General features: G+C 70.9%; 19 protein-coding genes. 11 read left to right on the top strand and 8 right to left on the bottom strand.

Annotation, left to right across the window (positions count from 1 at the left end):
* Positions 1-60: 60 nt before the first annotated feature.
* A complete protein-coding gene (locus ACT3UF_RS06110) occupies positions 61-954 on the bottom strand; it encodes a sugar phosphate isomerase/epimerase family protein (protein WP_444608150.1) in 894 nt (297 codons plus the stop codon).
* 66 nt (positions 955-1,020) lie between these two features.
* Positions 1,021-2,133, bottom strand: a complete 1,113-nt coding sequence (locus ACT3UF_RS06105; protein ID WP_444608149.1) for an ROK family protein — start codon at positions 2,131-2,133, stop codon at positions 1,021-1,023.
* 135 nt (positions 2,134-2,268) lie between these two features.
* On the opposite strand from ACT3UF_RS06105, the gene ACT3UF_RS06100 reads away from it, so the two are divergent.
* From ACT3UF_RS06100 to ACT3UF_RS06090, 3 genes are all read left to right on the top strand, one after another.
* Entirely contained in the window at positions 2,269-3,720 is a 1,452-nt protein-coding gene (locus ACT3UF_RS06100) for a protein adenylyltransferase SelO (protein ID WP_444608148.1), read from the top strand.
* 99 nt (positions 3,721-3,819) lie between these two features.
* Positions 3,820-4,374 (top strand): type 1 glutamine amidotransferase domain-containing protein, encoded by a 555-nt coding sequence (locus ACT3UF_RS06095; RefSeq protein ID WP_441446193.1) that lies wholly within the window; start codon positions 3,820-3,822, stop codon positions 4,372-4,374.
* A gap of 20 nt (positions 4,375-4,394) precedes the next feature.
* Positions 4,395-4,697, top strand: coding sequence for a hypothetical protein (locus tag ACT3UF_RS06090; protein WP_441446194.1), 303 nt, complete (start codon positions 4,395-4,397; stop codon positions 4,695-4,697).
* A 48-nt stretch (positions 4,698-4,745) separates the two neighbouring features.
* On the opposite strand, the gene ACT3UF_RS06085 is transcribed toward ACT3UF_RS06090, so the two are convergent.
* The 3 genes from ACT3UF_RS06085 to ACT3UF_RS06075 are packed head-to-tail and all read right to left on the bottom strand — an operon-like array spanning position 4,746 to position 7,158.
* Positions 4,746-6,389 (bottom strand): glycoside hydrolase domain-containing protein, encoded by a 1,644-nt coding sequence (locus ACT3UF_RS06085; protein ID WP_441446195.1) that lies wholly within the window; start codon positions 6,387-6,389, stop codon positions 4,746-4,748.
* A 56-nt stretch (positions 6,390-6,445) separates the two neighbouring features.
* Positions 6,446-6,679, bottom strand: a complete 234-nt coding sequence (locus tag ACT3UF_RS06080; protein ID WP_441446196.1) for a helix-turn-helix domain-containing protein — start codon at positions 6,677-6,679, stop codon at positions 6,446-6,448.
* Positions 6,679-7,158, bottom strand: coding sequence for a DUF2975 domain-containing protein (locus tag ACT3UF_RS06075; RefSeq protein ID WP_441446197.1), 480 nt, complete (start codon positions 7,156-7,158; stop codon positions 6,679-6,681). Before ACT3UF_RS06075 ends, ACT3UF_RS06080 begins: the two co-directional genes overlap by 1 nt.
* Positions 7,159-7,488: 330 nt before the next feature.
* Here ACT3UF_RS06075 and ACT3UF_RS06070 point away from each other — a divergent pair, with 330 nt between their 5' ends.
* The 7 genes from ACT3UF_RS06070 (at position 7,489) to ppsA (ending at position 16,932) form a co-directional block, all read left to right on the top strand.
* A complete protein-coding gene (locus ACT3UF_RS06070) occupies positions 7,489-8,202 on the top strand; it encodes an alpha/beta hydrolase (RefSeq protein WP_444592027.1) in 714 nt (237 codons plus the stop codon).
* Positions 8,203-8,385: 183 nt separating this feature from the next.
* Positions 8,386-9,783: a hemolysin family protein gene (locus tag ACT3UF_RS06065; protein ID WP_444608147.1), complete on the top strand. Its 1,398-nt coding sequence runs from the start codon at positions 8,386-8,388 to the stop codon at positions 9,781-9,783.
* Positions 9,780-10,820 (top strand): hemolysin family protein, encoded by a 1,041-nt coding sequence (locus ACT3UF_RS06060; RefSeq protein ID WP_441445891.1) that lies wholly within the window; start codon positions 9,780-9,782, stop codon positions 10,818-10,820. Before ACT3UF_RS06065 ends, ACT3UF_RS06060 begins: the two co-directional genes overlap by 4 nt.
* Before the next feature lie 15 nt (positions 10,821-10,835).
* Positions 10,836-12,056: an MFS transporter gene (locus ACT3UF_RS06055; RefSeq protein WP_444608146.1), complete on the top strand. Its 1,221-nt coding sequence runs from the start codon at positions 10,836-10,838 to the stop codon at positions 12,054-12,056.
* A 37-nt stretch (positions 12,057-12,093) separates the two neighbouring features.
* Complete coding sequence (locus ACT3UF_RS06050) at positions 12,094-13,416, top strand: hypothetical protein (RefSeq protein ID WP_441445889.1); 1,323 nt, start codon at positions 12,094-12,096, stop codon at positions 13,414-13,416.
* 190 nt (positions 13,417-13,606) lie between these two features.
* Entirely contained in the window at positions 13,607-14,521 is a 915-nt protein-coding gene (locus tag ACT3UF_RS06045; RefSeq protein ID WP_441445888.1) for a pyruvate, water dikinase regulatory protein, read from the top strand.
* 11 nt (positions 14,522-14,532) lie between these two features.
* On the top strand, positions 14,533-16,932 hold the full coding sequence (ppsA, locus tag ACT3UF_RS06040) for a phosphoenolpyruvate synthase (protein ID WP_444608145.1): 2,400 nt from the start codon (positions 14,533-14,535) through the stop codon (positions 16,930-16,932).
* Here ppsA and ACT3UF_RS06035 read toward each other — a convergent pair whose 3' ends face one another.
* Positions 16,933-17,367, bottom strand: coding sequence for a hypothetical protein (locus tag ACT3UF_RS06035; RefSeq protein WP_299302128.1), 435 nt, complete (start codon positions 17,365-17,367; stop codon positions 16,933-16,935).
* 44 nt (positions 17,368-17,411) lie between these two features.
* Complete coding sequence (locus ACT3UF_RS06030) at positions 17,412-18,860, bottom strand: LarC family nickel insertion protein (protein WP_441445886.1); 1,449 nt, start codon at positions 18,858-18,860, stop codon at positions 17,412-17,414.
* A 45-nt stretch (positions 18,861-18,905) separates the two neighbouring features.
* On the opposite strand from ACT3UF_RS06030, the gene pabB reads away from it, so the two are divergent.
* A complete protein-coding gene (gene pabB, locus ACT3UF_RS06025) occupies positions 18,906-20,675 on the top strand; it encodes an aminodeoxychorismate synthase component I (protein ID WP_441445885.1) in 1,770 nt (589 codons plus the stop codon).
* Here pabB and ACT3UF_RS06020 read toward each other — a convergent pair.
* Positions 20,611-21,873: an MFS transporter gene (locus ACT3UF_RS06020; protein ID WP_441445884.1), complete on the bottom strand. Its 1,263-nt coding sequence runs from the start codon at positions 21,871-21,873 to the stop codon at positions 20,611-20,613. The two genes, pabB and ACT3UF_RS06020, sit on opposite strands and share 65 nt — an antisense overlap.
* Positions 21,874-21,882 lie beyond the last annotated feature (9 nt).

The raw sequence follows: 21,882 nt of genomic DNA, 5'->3' as shown, positions 1-21,882 counted from the left end.
AGATCTCTTTCGTGACAGGTGGGCTGGACAGCACAGGGGCCGGGCAGTGGGTGCAGGTGGTCAGGCGAACAGGCTCTTGGCGTAGGCGATCCCGCGCTCGCAGCCGAGCAGGCAGTCCTCCCAGCCCTCGAACTCGATCGCGGCGAAGCCCGCGAAGTCGGACTCCTCGATCGCTCGGGCGACCGCGCGCAGGTCGATGTCGCCGTTGCCGACCACCGCCCCGCGCAGGTGCTTCCCGCCGCGGCTGCGGAACCAGCCGGCGCCTGGAGCGGCGTCGGCCGGGCGGAGATAGAAGTCCTTGAAGTGCACGACCATCGCGTACGGGACGTTCTGAGCGACCGAGACCTCGGGCGTCTCGTCCACGCACACGAAGTTGCCGACGTCCAAGGTGGTCAGGAAGTTCGGCTCGTCGACCGCGTGGATGATCCGACGCACCCGCTCTGCGGACTGCACGAAGAAGCCGTGGTTCTCGAGGCTGGTGGTGATGCCCTTCGTCGCGGCGTACTGGGCGATCTGCTTGCAGGCGGCGACGATCGTGGGTAGGACCTGCTCGAACAGGGGTGTGTCGTCACCCTCGTGACCGGCGTGGGGCACCACGTCATGGCGCATCCGGGTGATCCCGAGCAGCTCGGCGAGATCCACATACTTCTTCACCCGCTCGATCTGCGCCTCCAGGATGGAGGGATCGCCGGACGAGAGGTCCGCACCGACGGCGAGGTTGGTCAGCGGTACCCCGGCAGCCTCTGCGGCGGCTCGGATCTGTGCCACGTATGCGGGGTCGGAGGCGATATTCGGAATCGGCGAGCTCGGATCGTCGCCGAGGACGGCGAGTTCGAGATGCTCGCCTTCGCTGGCCGCGACCCACTCGATGACCTGCGGAAGTGTCATCTCTCCGGTGGAGAGCTTGGAGTGGAAGCTGTAGGAGCTGAAGCCGAAGGTGATGTCGGAGGTCATGCGGATCCTTCGCGGTCGAGGGAGGGCGGGGGAGGTCGGGCTCTGGTCGAGTCGTGGCGAGGCGGGTCAGGCGCGGGCGTCCAGCAGGCGGGGCCAGGGTGCGGGAACGTCGGGGATCCCGAAGATCTGCGCGGAGCCATAGGAGAAGGCGAGGCCGAGGGCGCCCACCAGAGCGCCGTCGGTGGTCAGCCGCGCGGAGACCACTTCGGTGGGCTGCCCGGTCATCAGCAGCTCGTCCAGCGCGCGTCGCAGCGGGTCGAGCAGGGTGTCGCCGGCGCGGGAGAGTCCGCCTCCGATGACCACCCGTGCGGGGTCGAGCGTCAGCAGCACGGTGGCGAGGCGTGGCGCGATCTGGGTGCAGAACTCCTGGATCTCACGCTGTGCGGCGGCGTCACCATGGGCGGCCCGGTCCAGCAGGGGTTCGGCCTCGTCGCCGGTGGACCATCGCAGGCGCCCACGCTGCGAGCTCTCTGTCCAGCGCATTCCCCGCTGGCTGCCGAGCTCACCGGCGAGTCGGTGTGCGCCCTGCAGGATCCGCCCCTCGAGGATCGCCGCGACCGAGATCCGGTTGCCGAGCTGCACGAACAGCATGCTGTCCGTCTCCGCGCCGAGGTGATGTTCGGCGAATGCCGCGAGCTTGATGTCGTTCTCCACCGCCACCGGGCAGCCGAGACGCCGCCCGAGCTCTCCGGAGAGATCCAGGCCCACGAGGTCGGGCGCGGCGAGGCTCTGGGTGATCCGACCGTCGGGGCCGAGGATGCCCGGGGCGGCGATGCCGAGGGCACCGGGCATGTGCCGGGTCTCGCGAACCGCTCGTTCGAGTGCGTCGAACGGATCGGGGTCGTTCAGAGGGACGACGGCGCGAGTGAGGACCTGACCGGCGGCGTCGGCGACCAGGCAGCGCACCGTGCGAGCGCCGATGTCCAGGGCCGCGATGGTCGAGACCGAAGGTTCGAAGGAGAAGTGACGAGCTGGGCGCCCCGCCGCGCCCGAGGCGGCGACCGGGGCGGGGATGGCGGAACCGGCGGCCCCGAGGTCCTGCAGCACGGCATCGACGGTGGGGCGGGAGAGCCCGGTGGCGGCGGCGAGCTCGGCGACGGTGAGCGCGCGGCCCGCCTCCCGCAGGACGAGCAGGCAGTCGCGGGCATTGGATCGGCGCACTGCTGAGGCTGTGGTCATCGAACGGTCCGCCCTCGTGATCGCTTGTCCGGGGACGGTTTGGTAACCCGGTTGCACAATGTGCTCCCAGTGTGACGGCTCCGGGGAGCGGGCGTCAACCTCCGGCGGTGGTCGAGCGGGTGGGAGGATCGAGGGATGGAGATCCCCCTGGAGCAGTCCTATGCCGCCGCGGTCCCCGAGCTCTCGGTCCCCTGGCGCGCAGAGGCGCCCCCTCACCCCGAGCTGGTGTGGTTGAACGAGGAGCTGGCGCGCGAGCTCCGATACTCCCCGGCCTGGCTGCGCGGGGAGGAGGGCCTCTCGCTGCTCACCGGGCAGATCGACGGCACCACGGCGCAGGCCTATGCCGGGCACCAGTTCGGCAGCCCGAATCCCCAGCTGGGAGATGGCCGGGCGGTGCTGCTTGGCGACCTCGTGGACACCGGGGGCCACCGCCGCGACCTGCATCTCAAAGGCGCCGGACGCACCCCCTTCGCACGTGGCGGCGATGGGAAGGCGCCGCTGGGCCCGATGCTCCGCGAGGCCGTCATCGGTGAATGGCTCCACGCCCTCGGGATCCCCACCACCCGGGCGCTCGCAGTCCTCAGCACCGGGGAGCAGATCGCGCCGCGACAAGGGGTGACGCCGGAGCCGGGCGCGCTGCTGGTGCGGGTCGCCGCCAGCCATCTGCGCGTGGGGACCTTCGAGTACGCCACCTGGCACCTGGATCCCGAGGCGCGGGAACGCCTCGTGGAATACACGATCCAGCGGCACCATCCCCAGGCCGACGGGCCGCTCGGACTGCTCGAGGCGGTCGTTCGATCGCAGGCGGAGCTGGTGGCGCAGTGGATGCTGGCCGGCTTCGTGCATGGAGTGATGAACACCGACAACATGGCGCTCTCCGGCGAGGGCATCGACTACGGGCCCTGCGCCGTGCTCGATGTCCACCGCCGCGGCGCCGTGTTCAGCTCGATCGACCGTGGCGGCCGCTACGCCTACGGGAACCAGCCTGGGATCGCGCTGTGGAACCTCTCCCGTTTCGCCGAGACCCTGGTGCCGCTGCTCGACGCGGATCCGAACCAGGCGATCGAACAGGCCACCGCGGTGCTCGAGCGGTATGAGGGGTGGTACCTGGAGGCCCATGGGCGCGGACTCGCGGCGAAGCTCGGGATTCCGCGGGGCGAGCAGACCGAGCAGGCTGGAGTGGGAACCGCGGAGGTGGAGGAGCTCGGTGCAGCGCTGTTCGACCTGCTCGAGGAGCAGGAGGTGGACCACACGGGGTTCTTCCGGGCGCTCGGCGAGGGCTCCGCAGCAGCCCTGTTCAAGGATCCGGCGCCGTTCGAGCGCTGGGATGCGCGCCTGCGCGGCCTGCGGGGCGACGGACCGCCGGCCGAGACCGCCCGCAGGAACATGGCCCACGTGAATCCCGCGATCGTCCCTAGGAACGTGCACCTCGACGCCGCCCTGCGCGCCGCGCACCTCGGGGATGTTCAGCCGGTGCGGACGATGCTGGACGCGGTCGGCCGCCCGTTCGAGCGACGGGCGGAGCACGCGCATCTCGAGGAGGCCGGTGACGGCGGAGAGCACTTCCTGACGTTCTGCGGGACCTGAACCCGCCCGCCCCGGTTCCCGCGCGTCCGATCGGTCGGGGCCGCCGGGAGGGCCGGTGATACGGTCGCCTCACCGACCCCCCCGACGTGAGGAGACGCCATGAACAGCACCCTCGAAGGACGCAAGATCCTGCTGTTGACCAGCAATTTCGGTACGGAGACCGACGAGATCACAAAGCCGCTCGCGACGCTTCGCGAGGCGGGTGCGACCGTCACCGTCGCCGCTCCGGAGACCGGCGTGGTCACGACCCTGGAGCGCGATCGCGAGCCCGGCCCGGAGGTTCCGGTCGACGCGACCCACGACTCCGTGAAGGCCGCCGATTTCGACGCCCTGGTGCTGCCCGGCGGCACCCTGAACGCCGACTCGCTGCGCGCAGACGAGACCGCACAGTTCCTGGTGCGCTCCTTCGCCGCCGACGGCAAGCCGATCGCAGCGATCTGCCACGCGCCGTGGCTGCTCGTCGAGACAGGCCTGGCCGACGGTCGCGAGCTCACCTCCGTCCCCACCATCCGCACCGACCTCACCAACGCGGGCGGGAAGTGGACCGATGAGGAGGTGGTGATCGACGACTCCGCCGGCTCCCGCCTCATCACCTCACGCACCCCCGATGACCTCGCCGCCTTCAACGCGGCGATCATCAACTCCCTCAGCTGACCCGCCTCCAGGAGGAAGCCATGACACAGCCGCAGAATCCGCAGAATCCCGCCGAGGATCCTGAGCTCGACCAGATCGCCGCGACCAGCGAGGACGAATATGCGCGCGGAGCCGACGAGGGGCCCGGTGAGGTGAGCATCGACGACGCACTGGAGACCGACCGGGTCCTCGCCGAGGGGCCGGAGTCCCGCAACGCCGACGGCTACGGCTTCGACGCCGACCGCGACCGCGGAGGCGATGACTCGACCGCCGCTGAACAGGGCAACCGGGATGAGGACCGCATGGAGGCCGAGACCGCTGAGCAGGAGCTGCCCGAGCTCTGAGGCTCCGGCCGTCGAAGCTCAGCGGGTCGAGGCTCAGTGGGTCGAGGCTCAGGCGGCCAGCGCCGCGAGGATCCTCTCGTCGACCGCATGCCGCGCCCGCAGGTGCTCACCGACGTCATAGGAGAACGACGAGTAGGTGAGGGTGCCGCCCTCGTCGATCAGGGCCTTCGCGCTGGGCCGGTCGGTGAGCTCTGCGAGCCAGGTCAGCGCCCGATGATCGGCCATGGCCTGCGCAAAAACGCGGTGCCGGAGGGAGAGCCAGGGGCTGCCGTCGGGCCCGGGGTAGACCGCGAAGGCATCGCCGCCGAAGAAGGGTCCGCCGGCACAGGTGTCCTCGAAGGGGTCGATCGGGCGCAGCGAGAACTGCGTCCACCAGAAGTTGTACCCCCAGTGCAGGAAGCCGGGGGCGTCGAAGGCGAAGAGCTGCCGGCCCAGCACCCGGTTGCGCACCGACGGCAGCGAGATGAACCGGTTGGCGACGTCCCGGCCCTGGGAGACGCAGTAGTACACCCAGGGGCGCCTGCCTGCCTCGAGGAACGGGCCCGCGTGGTTCGTGGCGACGATCGGAGTGTCCACGACGCCCTGTTCGGCGAAGACCAGGGAGCTGAGCGCGTCGACCACCTGGGCGCCCTCAAGCAGATCTGCGACCTGGCCCTTCGCCGCCCGGTAGGACCCCAGCTGATTCTGGTGCGGCTCATCAGAGATGTGCCACAGGACCTGCCCGTCCCAGTGCTCCTCGAGATGGGCGCGCAGGGCAGGGATCATCGCCTCCAGCAGCCGACGGTAGTCAGGGGAAGTGGCCGAGACATGCCAGCCGAAGCGATGCTCGAGGCCTGAGGCCGTCTCCACCTGGATCGCGGGGGTGTGCTGGGCACCCCACTGCGTGAACAGGTGCGCGATCTCGATGCCGGTGAAGCCCAGCTCCCGGCAGATCCCCAGCCAGCGGTCCAGCCGGGAGAAGTCGAACGCATAGGAGCCGTCCAGTTCACGGATCCCGATCAGCTGCACGAACGGCCGGGTGTGGCCCTCGGCGGTGTCCAGCGGTGGGGTCCAGGTGGGGGTGAGCACCGAGTTCACGTCCATCGCCCGCGCGGAGGCGAGGAAGGCCTCGATCAGCTCCCAGTGGCGCTCGGAGAACACCTCGACGTCGTAGTAGGTGGAGAGGCTGTCGGCGTGGAACCAGTGGGTGTTGGTGATCGACAGCAGGGGCAGGCGGTAAGGGTGGAGGCGCAACTGCGCGGTGTGCTCGGCGAGGACCTGCTCCCCTGTCTCCCCGCAGAGGGTGATCGTGAGGGCGTGGTCGCCGGCGTCGGCCTCCTCCGTGGCGAGGACGTCGATCCACAGCGACTCCCAGCGGCCGGGGGTCACGTGGACGGAGTCATCGCGGAGCGGCTCGAGCAGGTCCGGGTACTCGCCCGGGGCGGTGACCAGGTAGTGCTCGTCGGCGTTCTCCGGAGCAGGGGAGGAGACGGGGACGCGTCGCACAGCGTGCACCTGGGCACGGTCGGCGAGCGGGCCGGCGAGCCGGACCCGGACTGTGCCGAGGGAGTCCTCCTCGAGCCGGAGCGCCACCTGCACGGACAGCACCTCCCCGAGGAAGCCGGAGGCGTGGGCGCCGCCGATCAGCTCGGCGGGGCGCGGCGCGGTCTCGCCGAGCACCTTCTCCAGGGAATCGGTCAGGACGGACTGCACGGGTACTCCTCATCGAGCGCGGGGATGCGGCCGCCCACCATCCTCACATGCCGACCTCACCCGTCGGAAGGTCTGTCGTCGTCCTTCTCAGAAACCCATTCCAACAGGTCTCCCGGCTGGCATTGGAGCACCTCGCACATCGCTTCCAGGGTGCTGAAGCGCACCGCCTTGGCGCGGCCGTTCTTCAGCACCGCGACATTCGCCGGCGAGATCCCGACGCGCTCCGCGAATTCGCCCACGGAGAGCTTGCGCCGGGCGAGCTCGACATCGATCCGCACCACGATCGGCATCAGATCACCGCCTCCATCTCCTCGCGCAGCATCGTGGCGTGGACCAGCAGCGTGCGCATCACGCCCATCAGCAGTGCCATCCCGACCCCGGCGATCGCCCCCAGCACCAGCAGCAGCATCCAGGCGGGGGGACCGCCGACGGTGAAGGACTGGTAGCCGAGCGTTCCCACGCACACCGCGCTCGCGGCGAGGAAGGCCCCGATGATTCCGTCCACCCAGCGCAGGGAGCCGGCGGCGAAGACCTCACCGCGACGGGTGATGCCGAGCAGGCGCAGCGTGCACACGAGCGCTACCTCGACGCACGCCAGGCCGGCGATCGACAGCAGCAGGATCGGCCAGCGCATGAACGCTTCGGCCGGCAGCTCGGCGGCGAGCACGCCGGAGAGCCAGGGGAGGACCACAAGCTGCAGGATCGCGGTGAGCAGCAGTGCGATGCCCAGCAGTATGCGCAGCAGATCAACGCTCAGACGAGAGAACATGCATCGAGTATCACCGCGTATCTATCGAAAGTCAATCGATGTCAGCGTCTGCGATTAATCCATTGCGGTCGCCGGCGGGACGTCCTACGGTGGTCGGACACTCGAGAGGAGGTGATCCGAGAAGTGATTTCTTCTAGGACCTGTGAGGTGGCTCGCCGCTGAGGCGACCGTTCATCCGGACGCGCAGCGAATACCACCGAGCTGCCGGGACCCCCAGGGGTCGGATCTCGTCCATCCGACCAGCGCACCGCGCGACCTGGGGGTCTTCCCCTGCCCGCTGGCCTGCCGTCCTCTCCGCTGGCCCGCCGCCGTGCCCATTAGCCTGCTGTCATGACGAATGCACCCCAGTACGCGCCGATCGAACTGATCGCGACCCGGATCGACGAGGATGCCGCGCTGCGCTCGACCGGCGCTGGCGCCGACACCGACACCGGCGCCGACAGCCTCGTCGAGTCGCCGATCGTGCTGCTGCTCCACGGCCTGGGCAGCCACGAGGGCGACCTCGCGGGACTGGTGCCCTACCTCCCGCCGCACTTCACCTACGTCTCCCTGCGGGGCATCTACTCCTATGTGCAGGGCTACGCCTGGTTCGAGATGCCGGTGGATCCGGAGCGCCCGGAGTCGCTGCAGACCTCCGCCGCAGCGGTCGAGGCGTGGATCGCCGCGCAGAGCGCACCCGTCGTCGGCGCGATCGGCTTCTCCCAGGGCGGAGCGCTCGCGCTGCAGTTGCTGCGTCGCGATGCGAAGGCGCTGGGCTTCGTGGTGAACCTCTCCGGTTTCCCGTTCCCCGCCGCGATGCCCGGCGATGCCGCGCTCGCCGAGGCCGCGCCGCCCGCGCTGTGGGGCCACGGCGGTATGGATCCGCACTTCGACGCCGAGCGGGAGGAGCAGGTCCGGACGTTCATGAGCGCACACACCCGCCTCGAGGAGGAGCGTCGGCCGTACCTCGCGCACGCCGTGGACGAGATCGAGCTGCGGGCGATCGCCGCATTCCTGCAGCGGCGGGCCGACGAGCATCGGGACGAGCATCGGACCGAGCGCTGAGTGGCCCCGCACACCTGCCCCCACTCTCAGGAATCGGGTTGTAGCATTCCGTCATCCCCCTTCGAGAGCCGGAGCGGGGCATGAGGAGCACCAGGAGATCATGAGCGCCGCCAGCGACGCCCCGAGTGACAGTCCCAGGCCTTCGGGCCTGAGTACAGATGCATCATCCGGGGGGATCCGTCCATGGACCTGATCGGTCCCCTCATATCCTTGGCGGTCGGCCTCATGCTGATCGCCGCCTGCGGCGGATTCGTCGCCGCCGAGTTCTCCCTGATCACCGCGAACCGCAATGAAGTGGAAGCGGCCGCCGCCTCCGGCGACAAGCGCGCCAGCGGTGTCCTGCAGGGGATGAAGACTCTCTCCACGCAGCTCTCGGGAGCACAGCTCGGGATCACCGTCACCAACCTCGGCATCGGCTTCCTCGCCGAACCCGCTATCGCCGCCCTGATCGGTCCCCTGCTGGTAGATGCGGGTCTGGGAGCGGTCGCTGCGCGGTCCATCTCCGTGATCATCGCGCTGGTGCTCGCCACCGGCGTCACCATGATCTTCGGCGAGCTGGTGCCCAAGAACCTCGCGATCGCGGAACCGCTGCGCACCGCGCGCTATGTGGTCGGCTTCCAGCGGCTGTTCACGACGATCTTCCGCCTCCCGATCCGTCTCTTCAACGGCAACGCCAACGCCGTGGTGCGTGCACTCGGCGTCGAGCCGCAGGAGGAACTCAGCTCTGCTCGCAGCGCTGATGAGCTCTCCGTGCTGGTCAAACGCTCGGCCGACGAAGGCGCCCTTGCCGAGGAGACCGCCTCCCTGGTCCAGCGCACCCTCGCCTTCGGTGACCGTCGCGCCCACGACGCGATGGTCCCGCGCGGCCGGATGGACTCCCTGGAGGCAGACCATTCAGTCGCGGACCTGCTCGAGCTGGCCCGTCTCACCGGCCACTCGCGCTTCCCGGTGCTCGACGACGAGAACGAGGTCATCGGCGTCGCCCATATCCGGCACGGCCTCGCCATCCCCTTCGACGAGCGGCCCGGCACCAGGGTCGACTCCGTGATGGGCACCGCGACCTTCGTCCCGGACACGGTTCCGCTGGACGACCTGATGGACACCCTGCGTGCCGGTGGTCTGCAGATGGCGGTCGTGGTCGACGAGTTCGGCGACCATGCCGGGCTGATCACCCTCGAGGACCTGGTCGAGGAGATCGTCGGCGAGGTCCGCGATGAGCATGACGAGGAGATGGACGACACCCCGGAGGCCGACGGCTCCTGGGACCTCGACGCGCGCATGCGGCCCGACGAGGCCACCGACAGGCTCGGGGTCACCGTGCCCGAGCACGAGGACTACGACACCCTCGGCGGACTGATCACGATGGAGCTGGGCCGGCTCGCAGAGGTGGGGGACGAGGTCCTCGTGGACACCGACCCCGCCCCTGGAGAGGACCCTGCCCGGCTGCGGATCGAGGTCACCGAGGTGGATGGCCGCCGCATCGAGACCGTGCACGTCAAGGTCGAGCCCGCCGCGACTGAGGACGACGGCGAGCGGGACCGCGAGAAGCACCAGAAGCACGAGAAGGAGGAGCGCCGATGAGCACCATGACCGGACTCGCCCTGACCCTGTTCCTGCTGATCTTCAACGCCTTCTTCGTGGGGGCCGAGTTCGCGCTGATCTCCGCTCGCCGCTCGATCATCGAGCCCAAGGCACTCGACGGGAAGTGGGCCGCGAAGGTCACCATCTCCGCGATGGAGCAGGTCTCGCTGATGATGGCCGGCGCGCAGATGGGCATCACCGTGTGCTCCCTCGCGCTCGGCGCGATCAGCGAACCGGCGATCGCCCATCTGCTCGAGGTGCCCTTCGAGGCCATCGGCGTGCCGAGCGCGCTGGTGCACCCGATCTCCTTCGTGATCGCGCTGTCGCTGATCACCTACCTCCACGTCGTCTTCGGCGAGATGGTGCCCAAGAACATCGCCCTGGCCGGGCCCGAGCGGATGGCGCTGATCCTGGCGCCGATGCTGATGGGCATCGTCACCCTGATCAAGCCCGTTCTGTGGCTGCTGAACTCCTGCGGCAACCTCGTGCTGCGCATGCTTGGAGTAACACCGAAGGCTGAGGTGACCAGCGTCTTCACCCGCAACGAGGTGGCGGCGATGGTCAGTGAATCCCGTGAGGGCGGTCTGCTCGAGCACAACGACGAGGCGCTCCTGCTGGGAGCGCTCCGCTTCGAGGCCCGCAGCGTCGCCAACCTGGTGATCCCGCTGGACCAGGTCTCGAGCCTGCCCCAGGGGGTCACCGCGGCGGAGGCCGAGGCCGCCGCCGTCGAGGGGTACTCCCGGTTCCCGGTGAAGGCGGCCGACGGCATGCTGATCGGCTACGTCCACATCAAGGACCTGCTGGACTCCGTGCAGGAGCAGCGCGAGCACCCGATCCCCGCCGAGCGCATCCGCACCCTGCCCGTGATCAGGTCCGACGAGCCGCTGCGACAGGCGCTCACCGCGATGCAGGATTCGGGGGCCCACCTGGGCGCCGCCACCGATGAGGCCGGTACCGTGATCGGCATCGTCACCCTCGAGGACATGCTCGAGGAGCTGGTGGGCCAGATCCGCGACGACTCGCGCATCGCCGCCTGAACCTGAGGAGCTCCCGTGCACGGCTCTCTGTCCCGCCGCCGCTGGGCGCTGTATGCGCTGTTCCTGCTGCCCGGACTCAGCATGTCCGCGTGGGTCACCCGCACGCCGGCCGTGCGGGACCTGCTGGAAGCGTCCACTGCGCAGATGGGGCTGGTGCTGTTCGGACTCTCCGTCGGCTCCATGGCCGGGATCCTCTCCTCCGGTCCGCTGGTGATGCGATGGGGAGCCCGGCCGGTGGTCGCGGGCGGCTCCTCGCTGATCGTGCTGGCCATGCCGGTCATCGCCATCGGCGCCGCGAGCGGCATGCCGCTGCTGACTGCGCTGGGCCTGGCGCTGTTCGGGGCCGGCATGGGCGGCGGCGAGGTCGCGATGAACGTCGAGGGGGCCGACGTCGAGAAGCAGGGCGGTCGCCCGTTCCTGCCCGCCCTTCACGGCTGCTTCAGCCTCGGCACGGTGATCGGTGCGGGCCTCGGCATCCTCGCCAATGCGACGCGATTCTCCGTGGTCGCCCATCTGGTGCTGATCGCCGTGCTCGGCGCCGGGCTGCTGGTCTGGGCGCTGCGCGCGATCCCCGCGGGGACCGGCCTGGTCACCGCCGCCGAGCGCGCTGAAGCGGCCGCGACCCCCGCCCCGGCGCTCTGGAAGGACACCCGCCTGGTGCTCATCGGCGGCATCGTGCTGGCGATGGCGCTCGCCGAGGGCACCGCCAACGACTGGCTGCCGCTGATCATGGTGGACGGGCACGGCTTCGGAGCCACGATGGGCTCGACCGTGTTCGCCCTCTTCGCCGCCTCCATGACCATCGGCCGCTTCTGCGGCGGCCCGATCGTCGCCCGCGTGGGCCGCGCCCGGGTGCTCATGGTCAGCGCGCTCTTCGCGGCTCTCGGCCTCGCGCTGATCGCCTTCGTGGACAGCCAGCCGGTCGCCGTCGCCGCCGTGGTGCTCTGGGGCCTCGGCGCCTCGCTCGGCTTCCCGCTCGCCCTCTCCGCCGCCGGGGACTCCGGCCCGAACCCCGCTGCCCGCGTGGCCCTGGCCTCGACGATCGGCTACCTCGCCTTCCTCGTGGGCCCGCCCACGCTCGGCCTGCTCGGCGAGGAGGTCGGCCTGCGCGGCGCCCTGGTGGTGCCGCTCGCGGTGGTGCTGGTGGGCGTGGCCCTCAGCCCGGCGGCGGGGCCCCGGGTCCGTGCAGCGGACGCGCCGCAGCCCCGGGCGAGCGTGGGGACGCTCGAGGGATGACGCCGCCGCGGCGGAGCCCGTCGGGCAGGATGGGCTGATGCAGAACATCGCCGACTCCCGCTGGCGGGTGCTCCCGGTCGGCCGCGCCGTGACGCTCCAGAGAACCGCGATGGAGGCGCTGTTCTACGGCCTCATCGGCCTGCTGGGGCTTTTCGGGGTCGCCGTGATCAGCGGGCTCGTCGTCGAGGAGCTGTTCGCCGGGTCCGAGGCAGGGACCACCATCGACCTGGTCAGCCGCGCCTCGCTGGTCGGTGTCCTGGTGCTCGGGGCGATCGGCCTGCTCCTGCTGGGACTGCTCGGGTCCCTCGAGGGCCCGCTCATGGCCCGCGCCCTGGCTGCGGCTGTGCGGCGGGGCACCCCGGCGACCGAGGTCCCGTTCCCGACCCAATGGAAGGCGGCGCGGGAGAGCAGCGCCACGGCGTACAAGGGCATCGCGATCGCGATGCTGGCGATCCTGGGGCTGCTCTACGTGATCGCCGTCTTCGCCATGCTGGAGAGCGTGGACGTGGTGGGCCTGGCGGTCGTCGGCGGCGGCGCGGTGCTGCTCGCGGCGATCTGGGCGGGGATCCCGCTCACCGGAAAGGTCTTCACGCGCTGGCAGCGCGGGTTCGCGGACGAGCTGCCCGAGCGATGGACCCAGCCGCATCGGATCATCGCCGCCGGGCGGGAGCTGACCGAGGCGGGGAGCTCCGCGCCGCTGCCCGGACGTGGGGTGCGGATGCTCAGCAATGCGCTGGCCACCGTCGTGGTCCTCGCCACCATGGCCTGGTTCGTGGCCTTCCAGCTGGTGGTCGCCGTCGCCTATCCGGACGCCACCCGCACGGCCAGCCGGCAGCTGGGGGAGCGGGCGGAGCTCGATCCCGCCGGGGAGCGCCTGGTGGACCTGCTGACGATGGCGGAGGGGATCGTGGCGGCGATCGGTGTCCTGGCCTTCGCCGGGATGGTGGGCTGCGCCATCATCCTGCGGCGCCTCGAGCACAGGGAGCTGCGCCGCGCGCTCGGGGACCCGACGGGAGCGTCGCCGCAGCACGCCCTGCTCAGCCGCGCCATGTCCCGCACCTCCCTGCCGGTGCTGAAGGTGGTCTTCGCTCTCGCGGGCGCGACGGCAGCGCTCGGCGTCGCGCTCTGGTTCGTCGACCTGGTGGCGGAGCTGCCGGACTGGGACTTCTACGCGGCCGCCGGTCCGCAGCTGCGGGCGGCGGCGCCGCTGGGACCCTGGATCCTGCTCGGGGCGCTGGGTCTGATGGGGCTGGGGATCGTGGTGGGTAGCCTGCTCGATGCACGGGACCGGATTCTGCGGGACGAGCTGGTGCAGCGCTGGCCGGTGCGGCCTGCAGAGCCGTCCGAGGGATCCGAGTAGCCCCAGCCCCCGCACGATGCGCGATCGGGCTCGGGTGAGCGCGCACGTCGGCGAACTCGCGCAGGGCTGACGTGAGCCGTGCCATCTTCCTGGGCGAAGACGCCCCGTCCTCTTCTTCCCGGTTACGGTGAGCCCAGCACATCGTCGTGTCCCCGGTGCTCCGCCACCGGGCCCAGAGCAAGGGGCACCTGTGAATGCAGCTCTTCCGATCCCGCCGCCGCTGCCTCCCGCCGCGCGGCGCCAGGGCCAGGGTGCCCGGAAGTCCCAGAAGCCCGAGGACTCTGCCGTCCCGGTGTTCTTCATCTCCGACTCCACCGGCATCAGCGCCGAGACCATGGGCAACGCCCTGCTGCTGCAGTTCCCCTCGGTCCCCTTCGAACGGCGCCTGATGCCCTTCGTGCGCACCGTCGAGGAGGCGCGCGAGGTGCGTGCCGACCTCGATGCGGCGATGGACGGCGAGGTGCAGCCGCTGGTGTTCCTCACCGTGGTCGACGAGGCGGTGCGCGAGGAGCTGAGGGCCACCAAGGCACCGGTCATCGACTTCGTCAGCGGCCACCTCGCCCAGCTCGAGGATCGCCTCGGGGTCACCGGCGACCACGCCCCGGCCCGGCTGCACGGAGTGGGCGACTCCCGGCGCTACAACCGTCGGATGCAGGCGGTCGAATTCGCGATCGAGCACGACGACGGCCAGTCTGTCCGCGCGATCGAGAAGGCGGATGTGGTGCTCATCGCGCCCTCCCGCTGCGGCAAGACCCCCACCAGCATGTACCTCGCGCTCATGCACGGGATCTTCGTGGCGAACTATCCGCTGGTCGATGAGGACCTCGGTGGCGAGGTGCTGCCGGAGTCGATCGCCCGGATCGCCGATCGCTGCTTCGGGCTGCTCACCTCCCCGCAGCGGCTCAGCGCCGTGCGCAGCGAGCGCCGCGCCGACTCCCGCTACGCCTCCCTCGAGCAGACGCGCTGGGAGCTGTCCCGGGCCCGCCGCGTCTATGACATGCACGGGATCCCCTTCGTCGACTCCTCGAACAAGTCCGTCGAGGAGATGTCCACCCTGATCCTCCAATCGCTCGCCCGCCGCGGAACCACCCCCCGCGCACAATGAAGGAGCACGCCATGACCCAGAGCATCCGTTGGTTCTCCGAGCTCGGCATGAACGACCTCGAGCAGGTGGGCGGCAAGAACGCCTCCCTCGGCGAGATGGTCTCGAACCTGACCCGCCTCGGGGTGCAGGTGCCCGACGGCTTCGCCACCACGTCCCGGGCCTATCGCGAGTTCCTCGGCGCGACCGGGCTCGCGGAGCGGATCGACGAGCGGCTGCAGGGCCTGGACACCGAGGACACCATCGCGCTGGCCGAGACCGGCCGCGAGATCCGGGAGCTGGTGATCGCCCAGCCCTTCCCCGCGGACCTCGAGGCGGACATCCGCTCCGCCTACCAGCAGCTCGCCGAGGGCAGCGGCGAGGAGGCCTCGTTCGCGGTGCGCTCCTCGGCCACCGCCGAGGATCTGCCGGACGCCTCCTTCGCGGGCCAGCAGGAGACCTTCCTGAACGTGCGCGGGATCGACGCCGTGCTGCTCGCGATCCGCGAGGTGTTCGCCTCCCTGTACAACGACCGCGCGATCGCCTACCGCGTCCACCACGACTTCGAGCACGCCGCGGTGGCGCTCTCGGCCGGGGTGCAGAAGATGGTCCGCTCCGATCTGGGATCCAGCGGGGTCATGTTCACGGTCGACACCGAATCCGGCTTCGACCAGGCCATCTTCATCACCTCCGCCTACGGGCTCGGCGAGGGCGTGGTCCAGGGCGCGGTGAACCCCGACGAGTTCTACGTCTTCAAGCCCGGCCTGCGCGAGGACCGCCCCGCGATCCTCAAGCGCCAGATCGGCGAGAAGGCCACCAAGATGGTCTATGCCCACGGGGAGGGAGCCACCACCGTCGGCCGCACCGTGGAGTTCATCGAGGTGGACGTCGCCGCGCGCAGCCGGCTCTCGCTCACCGATCAGCAGGTGACCGATCTGGCGAAGCAGGCGCTGATCATCGAGGAGCACTACGGGCGGCCGATGGACATCGAGTGGGGGCTCGACGGGGCCGACGGTTCCCTGTACATCCTGCAGGCCCGCCCCGAGACCGTGCAGTCCCGGGCGGGGAACACCGTGGAGAAGTACATCCTCGCCTCCCGCGGTCCGGTCCGCGCCGAGGGACGGGCGATCGGCGCGAAGATCGGCGCCGGCCCCGTGCGGGTGCTGGACACCATCGACCGCATGCACGAGTTCCAGCCCGGCGAGGTGCTGGTCGCCGACATGACCGACCCCGACTGGGAGCCGATCATGAAGCGTGCGAGCGCCATCGTCACCAACCGTGGCGGCCGCACCTGTCATGCGGCGATCATCGCCCGCGAGCTCGGGATCCCCGCCGTGGTGGGCACCGGCTCCGCGACCGCGGAGCTGAAGGACGGTGACGAGGTCACCGTCTCCGCCGCCGAGGGCGACACCGGATTCGTCTACGAGGGGCTGCTGGACTTCACCGTCTCCTCCTCCGAGGTGGACTCGATGCCGCCGGTGGGCACGAAGATCATGATGAATGTGGGCAACCCCGAGCAGGCCTTCGGATTCTCGCGGCTGCCGAACGCCGGAGTGGGCCTGGCCCGCCTGGAGTTCATCATCAACCGGCAGGTCGGCATCCACCCCCGCGCCCTGCTCGAGCTGGACCGGCTCGAGCGTGACGAGCCGGAGATCGCCGCGACGGTGCGCTCCAGGATCGCCGCCTACGACTCCCCGCGGGACTACTTCGTCCAGCGCGTCGTCGAGGGGGTGGCGACGATCGCCGCCGCCTTCGCGCCGGAGCCGGTGATCGTGAGGATGAGCGACTTCAAGTCCAACGAGTACGCGAACCTCCTGGCCGGGACGCTGTTCGAGCCGCACGAGGAGAACCCGATGATCGGGTACCGCGGCGCCTCCCGCTACCTCTCGGCGGACTTCGCGGAGTGCTTCGCGATGGAATGCGAGGCGCTGCGCTTCGTGCGCGAGGAGATGGGACTGAGCAACGTCAAGGTCATGATCCCCTTCGTGCGCACGCCCGCCGAGGGCAAGGGGGTCATCGACCTGATGGCCAGCCACGGCCTGGTGCGGGGCGAGAGGGACCTGCAGGTCATCATGATGTGCGAGATCCCCTCGAATGCCGCGACCCCGGAGCTGTTCCTCGAGCACTTCGACGGCTTCTCGATCGGCTCGAACGACATGACCCAGCTGACCCTGGGCCTGGATCGTGACTCGGCGCTGGTCGCCGACGCCTTCGACGAGCGGGATCCGGCGGTGAAGTTCATGCTCGCCCGGGCGATCGAGGCCTGCCGGGCCGCGGGGAAGTACGTCGGGATCTGCGGGCAGGGGCCGAGCGACCACCCTGATCTGGCCGAGTGGCTGCTGGAGCAGGGCATCGCCTCGATGTCCTTGAACCCGGACACCGTGGTGGACACCTGGCTGCGCCTCGCCGCGCGGGGCGGGGGAGAGGTGCGCTGATCAGCGGTCGGTGCGGCCGCCGCCGGATTCGTGGTCCATCTCCGCGTATTCGGCGGCCTGCGCCTCCTTGCTGAGCACGGGCATCTCCCCGGTGCGGGTGGCGTGGCTGTCGGTGTCGTGCTGGGAGGTGACCGTGGTCAGCAGGAACACGGTGTCCTCGAGGGCCTCCACCGAGTGGCGGAAGTGCGTGAGCGCCTCGATCTGGCCGGTCTGGAGCACCACCGGCTCCTGCGCGGTGACGCGGAGGCTGCCGTGCATCACCTGGATCGAGGCGGCCGGCGGGGAGTTGTGCTCGGGCAGCTGCGCGCCCGCTTTCAGGGCGATCACCGTCTGACGCAGGGGCCCGTCGTGGATCAGCAGCTCGGCATGGCGGCCGTTCGGCGCCTCGCGGGCGATGTCGATCGCCTTGGTCATCGCATCGGTCAGAGCAACCATCGGAAACCTCCTGGTGAGCGTCGTCGGTTCCTCACCAGTATCCGTCAGGAGGACGGATCCGTCAGTCCCGCAGCGGATTCCTTCGCGAGATCGAGCATCGCCCGCTCGCTGACCCCGAGCACCCGGGCGGCCGCGATGACATCGCGGAACTCGGGTTCGCGGCGCACCACAGACCCCTCGGCGTCGCGGGCGATCTTCACGGAGATCCGCTGGCCCTGCACCTCCACCTCGGTGAACTCACGGGTGCGGATGAGCCGATCCACCCGGTGCATCCGCACTCCAAGGGTGCCGGTGCGGTCCATGATCAGCGCTGCCGTCGCGGCCTCTGCCCCGTCGCGGACCAGGGCGTGGATCGTCACTGCAGGACGACCGCGCTTCATGATGATCGGGGTCAGCCAGGCGTCGAGCGCGCCGCACTCGAGCAGCTCGTCGACCACTCCGGGCCAGAGCCGAGGATCGAGGTCGTCGACATTCGCCTCGAGCTGGAGCGCGGCCGCGGGGGTGTCGTGGGCGTCGCCGTTGCCGGATGCAGGCCCGGTCCCGGGGGCAGTGCGGTCGGGCACCCTTCCCACCAGCACGCGCACGACGTTCGGGCGGCCCGGGGTGTCCTTGGTGCCGGCGCCGACGCCGAGGGCCTCGGTGACCAGCGAGGGCTGTGGGCCGGCGGTGCTCGCGAGCCCGCGCAGCAGGGCGACGCCGGTGGGGGTGGCGAGCTCGCCGATGCCGGGGGCGACCCCTGCCGGGACCCGTCGACCACCGTGCTCATGGGGGCCGCCCTGGGCGTGGGCGGGCAGGGCCGCATCGGAGTCGGGGACCTCGACGGGGTGATCGTGGGAGTGATCATGCAGGTGGGAGTGCCCGTGGTCGTGGGAATGCGCGGGGGCGTGACCGCGGGGCGGGAGCAGCTCGCCGGCGACCGTCGGCCAGCCGAGCGCGAGGCGGGCCACTGCCGGGACCGGCACCGGGATGTCACCGTGGGCTGCGCGGATCCGGCCGGAGCCCACCGCGATCACGCTGCCGGCACCCTCGGTGATGCCGAGCTGGCGCCAGGCCTCGCAGGCGCCGATCACGTCGGCCAGGGAGTCCAGCGCCCCGACCTCGTGGAAGTGGACCTCGTCGGCCGGGACGCCGTGGGTCGCGCCCTCCGCCTCGGCGAGGCGGCCGAAGACCGTGAGCGCCAGGTCGATCGTGCGCTCGGGCACGGAGGCGTCCCCACGGGAACGTTCCAGCAGCTCCCGGATCGAGGCCCAGGTGCGGTGGGGCGGATCCTCGACCAGCACCTCCACATCGATCTTCACCGCGCGCTGCCCGCCACGGTCCACCGTGGAGCGGACGAAGCGGACCGAGTCCGGGACCAGGGCGTCCAGCACCCGCTGCACGCCGTCGAGGTCGGCGCCGGCGTCGATCAGAGCGGCCAGCAGCATGTCGCCGGCGATCCCGGCGGTCGCGTCGATGTAGGCGAGACGAGACGAGGACGGCGAGAAGGACTCCATGGCCACGATGCTAGTCGGACCTCCGCATCGGGCATGATTCCCCTCATGACCGTCCCCGCCCCCGTCGCCCGCTTCGACGACGTCGCCGCGGGCCGCAGCCTGCAGTTCGGCCGGGCCGAACGAGTGATCAGCGCCTACCGGCCCGAGGAGGTGCGGCCCGCGCTCGCCGCGGTGCAGGACGCGGTCACCGGCGGGGCCTGGGCCTTCGGGATGGTGGCCTATGAGGCAGCCGCGGGGCTCAATCCGGATGTTCGCGTCCGGGCGCCGCAGGAGGGCCTGCCGCTGGTGTGGTTCGGGATCGCCGACGCCCCGGATGTGGAGGCGCTGCCGCTGACCACGGGGGAGGGCTTCGAGGTCGCCCCCTGGGTCCCGGACTGGTCCGCAGCGGAGCATGCGCGGCGGGTGGAGGCGGTGCGGGCCGCGATCGCCGAGGGCGACACCTACCAGACGAACCTCACCACGCGCCTGCGCTCGACCTTCCGCGGTGATGCCTTCGGGCTCTACGGGGAGCTCGCGCACCGCCAGCGCGGCGGGCATCACGCCTTCCTGGACCTGGGGCGGCACACCGTGGTCAGCGCCAGCCCGGAGTCGTTCCTCCGCTGGGAGGACGGCCTGCTGCGCACCGCCCCGATGAAGGGCACCGCCGCTCGGGGCCGGACCCCGGAGGAGGACCTCGCGGCGCGGGAGGCGCTGCGGGCGAGCGAGAAGGACCGCGCCGAGAATGTCATGATCGTGGACCTGCTGCGCAACGACCTCGCTCGGGTGTGCGAGGCGGGAAGCGTGCAGGTCACCGAGCTCATGGCCGCTGAGGAGTATCCGACGCTGTGGCAGCTGACCTCGCGCATCCAGGGTCGCGTGCGTGAGGAGGTCGGGCTCGCGGAGGTGTTCGAGGCGCTGTTCCCCTGCGGCTCGATCACGGGTGCCCCGAAGCTGTCCACCATGGGCCTCATCGCCGAGCTCGAGGATGCCCCGCGCGGGGCGTACTGCGGGGCGATCGGGTATCTCGCCCCCGGCCCCTCGCCGCGGGCCCGGTTCAGCGTCGCGATCCGCACCGTGGTGATCGATGGGGCCGACGGCTCCGCGGTCTATGGCGCGGGTGGCGGGGTCACCTGGGCGTCGACCGCGGCGGACGAGTACGAGGAGCTGCTGGTCAAGGCCGCGGTGCTGCCGACCGGCACGCGGGAGCCGTTCGCTCTGCTGGAGACCTTTGCAGTGCTCGATGGCGTCGCGCAGCACCTCGGGCAGCATCTGGAGCGGATGCTGGGCTCGGCGGCGCACTTCGGGATCCCGGCACGGCGGGAGACGCTCGAGGTCGCCGCGCTCGAGGCGGCGGCCGGTTCGGCGGGGGACGTGCTGCTGCGGCTGGCGCTGCGGAGGGACGGATCGCTCGAGGTCAGCTCCCGGCCGCTGGTGGCGACGCCCGGGCCGGTGCGGCTCGCGCTGGATACGGTGCGCACCTCCTTCCCGACGGAGCTCAGCGCGCACAAGACCACGGTGCGGGAGCATTTCGCCGCCGCCCGGAAGCGTCATCCGGGCTCGGAGGACGTGGTGCTGCTCGGCGAGCACGGCCGCGCCGTGGAGACCACCATCGCGACCCTCGCCGCCCGGATCGACGGCACCTGGTGCACCCCGCCGCTGGCCGACGGCTGCCTGGCCGGGGTGGGTCGCCGGCTCGCGCTCGAGCGGGGCGAGCTGGTGGAACGGCCGCTGAATGCCGAGGAGGTGTGCGCGGCTGAGGAGCTCGCGGTGCTCAGCTCGGCCCGCGGGTGGAGGCGCGCGGTGCTGGTGGAGGGGTCGGCGCCGGGTCGGGGCTGACTCCGGCCCGCGAGTCCGTCATGAGGAGCAGGGCGGCACCGCCGGCGAGGGCGGCGGCGAGGAGCAGCGCGAGCGAGGCGCGCCCAGTCCCTGCGAGTGCGGCGAAGGGGCTGTTCAGCAGAGCGGGAGGGGCGAGCTGGACGATGGCCATCAGCGACTGGAAGCGCGTCATCTGACCGGCGGGTGCCCGGCGCAGGAGCATCGGGGCGATGTGGGTGGTGAAGATCGCGGTGCCCACCCCGAGCAGCGCCGCGGCACCGAGCATCGCCGGCAGGGCCAGGGGCAGGGCGAGGAGGGCCAGGGCGCCCATCATCAGCAGCGGTCCACCGATCAGGGCGCGATGCTGGTGCGCCCACGTCCCGGTGAAGGAGATCAGCAGCGTCACCGTGAGGGTGCCCGTGGCCCACGCCGCCTCCAGCAGCCCTGCCTCGGAGCCGCTCCACCCCTGAGCGCGGGCGGCGGAGGGCAGCACCACTGCGACCACCGGCAGCACCGCTGCGCAGACCAGCGCGACCGCCGCCAGCAGCGGCCAGATCCGCAGGGCATGCGCCGAACGGATCCCCTCGGACAGAGCGTGCCAGAGGCTGGTCGGGGGACCCGTGCCCACGGGTGGCGGGGAGGAGGGACGCAGCACCGCGAGCACGACGAGGCTGAGGCCCGCGAGGGCCGCGCATACCGCGAGGAGCACGGCCAGCGGCCAGACCGAGATCGCGATCCCTCCGGCGGAGACCCCGAGGATGCGGGCGATGTGCATGCTTCCTGAGATGCGTGCAAGTGCCCGGGAGAACTGCTCCTCCTCGGTGATCAGCAGCCTCGGGAACACGATCGCTGCGGGCTGCTTGACGGCGGAGATCACGGAGACCGTTCCTGCCGCGACGGCCAGTCCTGCGATGCCGGGGTCCTCGCCGAGGAGAAGGAGCAGACCCAGCAGCACGGTGAGCTGCGCCAGGGTGGTCGCCACCAGCATGCGCCGGGGCCCATGGCGATCGCCGAGGGCACCTCCGAGCAGGAGCAGGCAGAGCGAGGGCAGCACAGACACGGTGCTCACCAGGGCGACGGCAGCCGGCCCGTGACCGGTGGCGAGCCAGATCAGGGCGAAGGCCAGCATCGAGCTGCCGGCGGCGTGGAGGGTGGAGACGGCCCACCAGAGGTGGAATCCGGCGGGCAGGCGCGTGGTCGGAGAGGGTGGGGTGTTCACGCCCTCGAG

Source organism: Brachybacterium sp. AOP24-D1-21, from assembly GCF_052378665.1.
In the GTDB taxonomy this organism is placed as follows: Bacteria; Actinomycetota; Actinomycetes; order Actinomycetales; family Dermabacteraceae; genus Brachybacterium.
Note: the sequence above shows the minus strand (reverse complement) of the source record. Positions and strands in the feature narration are given on the sequence as shown.

Coding starts and splice junctions, on each gene's coding strand:
- ACT3UF_RS06060 (WP_441445891.1), top strand. CDS start 9,780: ATGAGCACCATGACCGGACTCGCCCTGACCCTGTTCCTGCTGATCTTC.
- ACT3UF_RS06105 (WP_444608149.1), bottom strand. CDS start 2,133: ATGACCACAGCCTCAGCAGTGCGCCGATCCAATGCCCGCGACTGCCTG.
- ACT3UF_RS06065 (WP_444608147.1), top strand. CDS start 8,386: ATGGACCTGATCGGTCCCCTCATATCCTTGGCGGTCGGCCTCATGCTG.
- ACT3UF_RS06100 (WP_444608148.1), top strand. CDS start 2,269: ATGGAGATCCCCCTGGAGCAGTCCTATGCCGCCGCGGTCCCCGAGCTC.
- ACT3UF_RS06075 (WP_441446197.1), bottom strand. CDS start 7,158: ATGTTCTCTCGTCTGAGCGTTGATCTGCTGCGCATACTGCTGGGCATC.
- ACT3UF_RS06110 (WP_444608150.1), bottom strand. CDS start 954: ATGACCTCCGACATCACCTTCGGCTTCAGCTCCTACAGCTTCCACTCC.
- ACT3UF_RS06080 (WP_441446196.1), bottom strand. CDS start 6,679: ATGCCGATCGTGGTGCGGATCGATGTCGAGCTCGCCCGGCGCAAGCTC.
- ppsA (WP_444608145.1), top strand. CDS start 14,533: ATGACCCAGAGCATCCGTTGGTTCTCCGAGCTCGGCATGAACGACCTC.
- ACT3UF_RS06050 (WP_441445889.1), top strand. CDS start 12,094: ATGCAGAACATCGCCGACTCCCGCTGGCGGGTGCTCCCGGTCGGCCGC.
- pabB (WP_441445885.1), top strand. CDS start 18,906: ATGACCGTCCCCGCCCCCGTCGCCCGCTTCGACGACGTCGCCGCGGGC.
- ACT3UF_RS06030 (WP_441445886.1), bottom strand. CDS start 18,860: ATGGAGTCCTTCTCGCCGTCCTCGTCTCGTCTCGCCTACATCGACGCG.
- ACT3UF_RS06095 (WP_441446193.1), top strand. CDS start 3,820: ATGAACAGCACCCTCGAAGGACGCAAGATCCTGCTGTTGACCAGCAAT.
- ACT3UF_RS06035 (WP_299302128.1), bottom strand. CDS start 17,367: ATGGTTGCTCTGACCGATGCGATGACCAAGGCGATCGACATCGCCCGC.
- ACT3UF_RS06090 (WP_441446194.1), top strand. CDS start 4,395: ATGACACAGCCGCAGAATCCGCAGAATCCCGCCGAGGATCCTGAGCTC.
- ACT3UF_RS06070 (WP_444592027.1), top strand. CDS start 7,489: ATGACGAATGCACCCCAGTACGCGCCGATCGAACTGATCGCGACCCGG.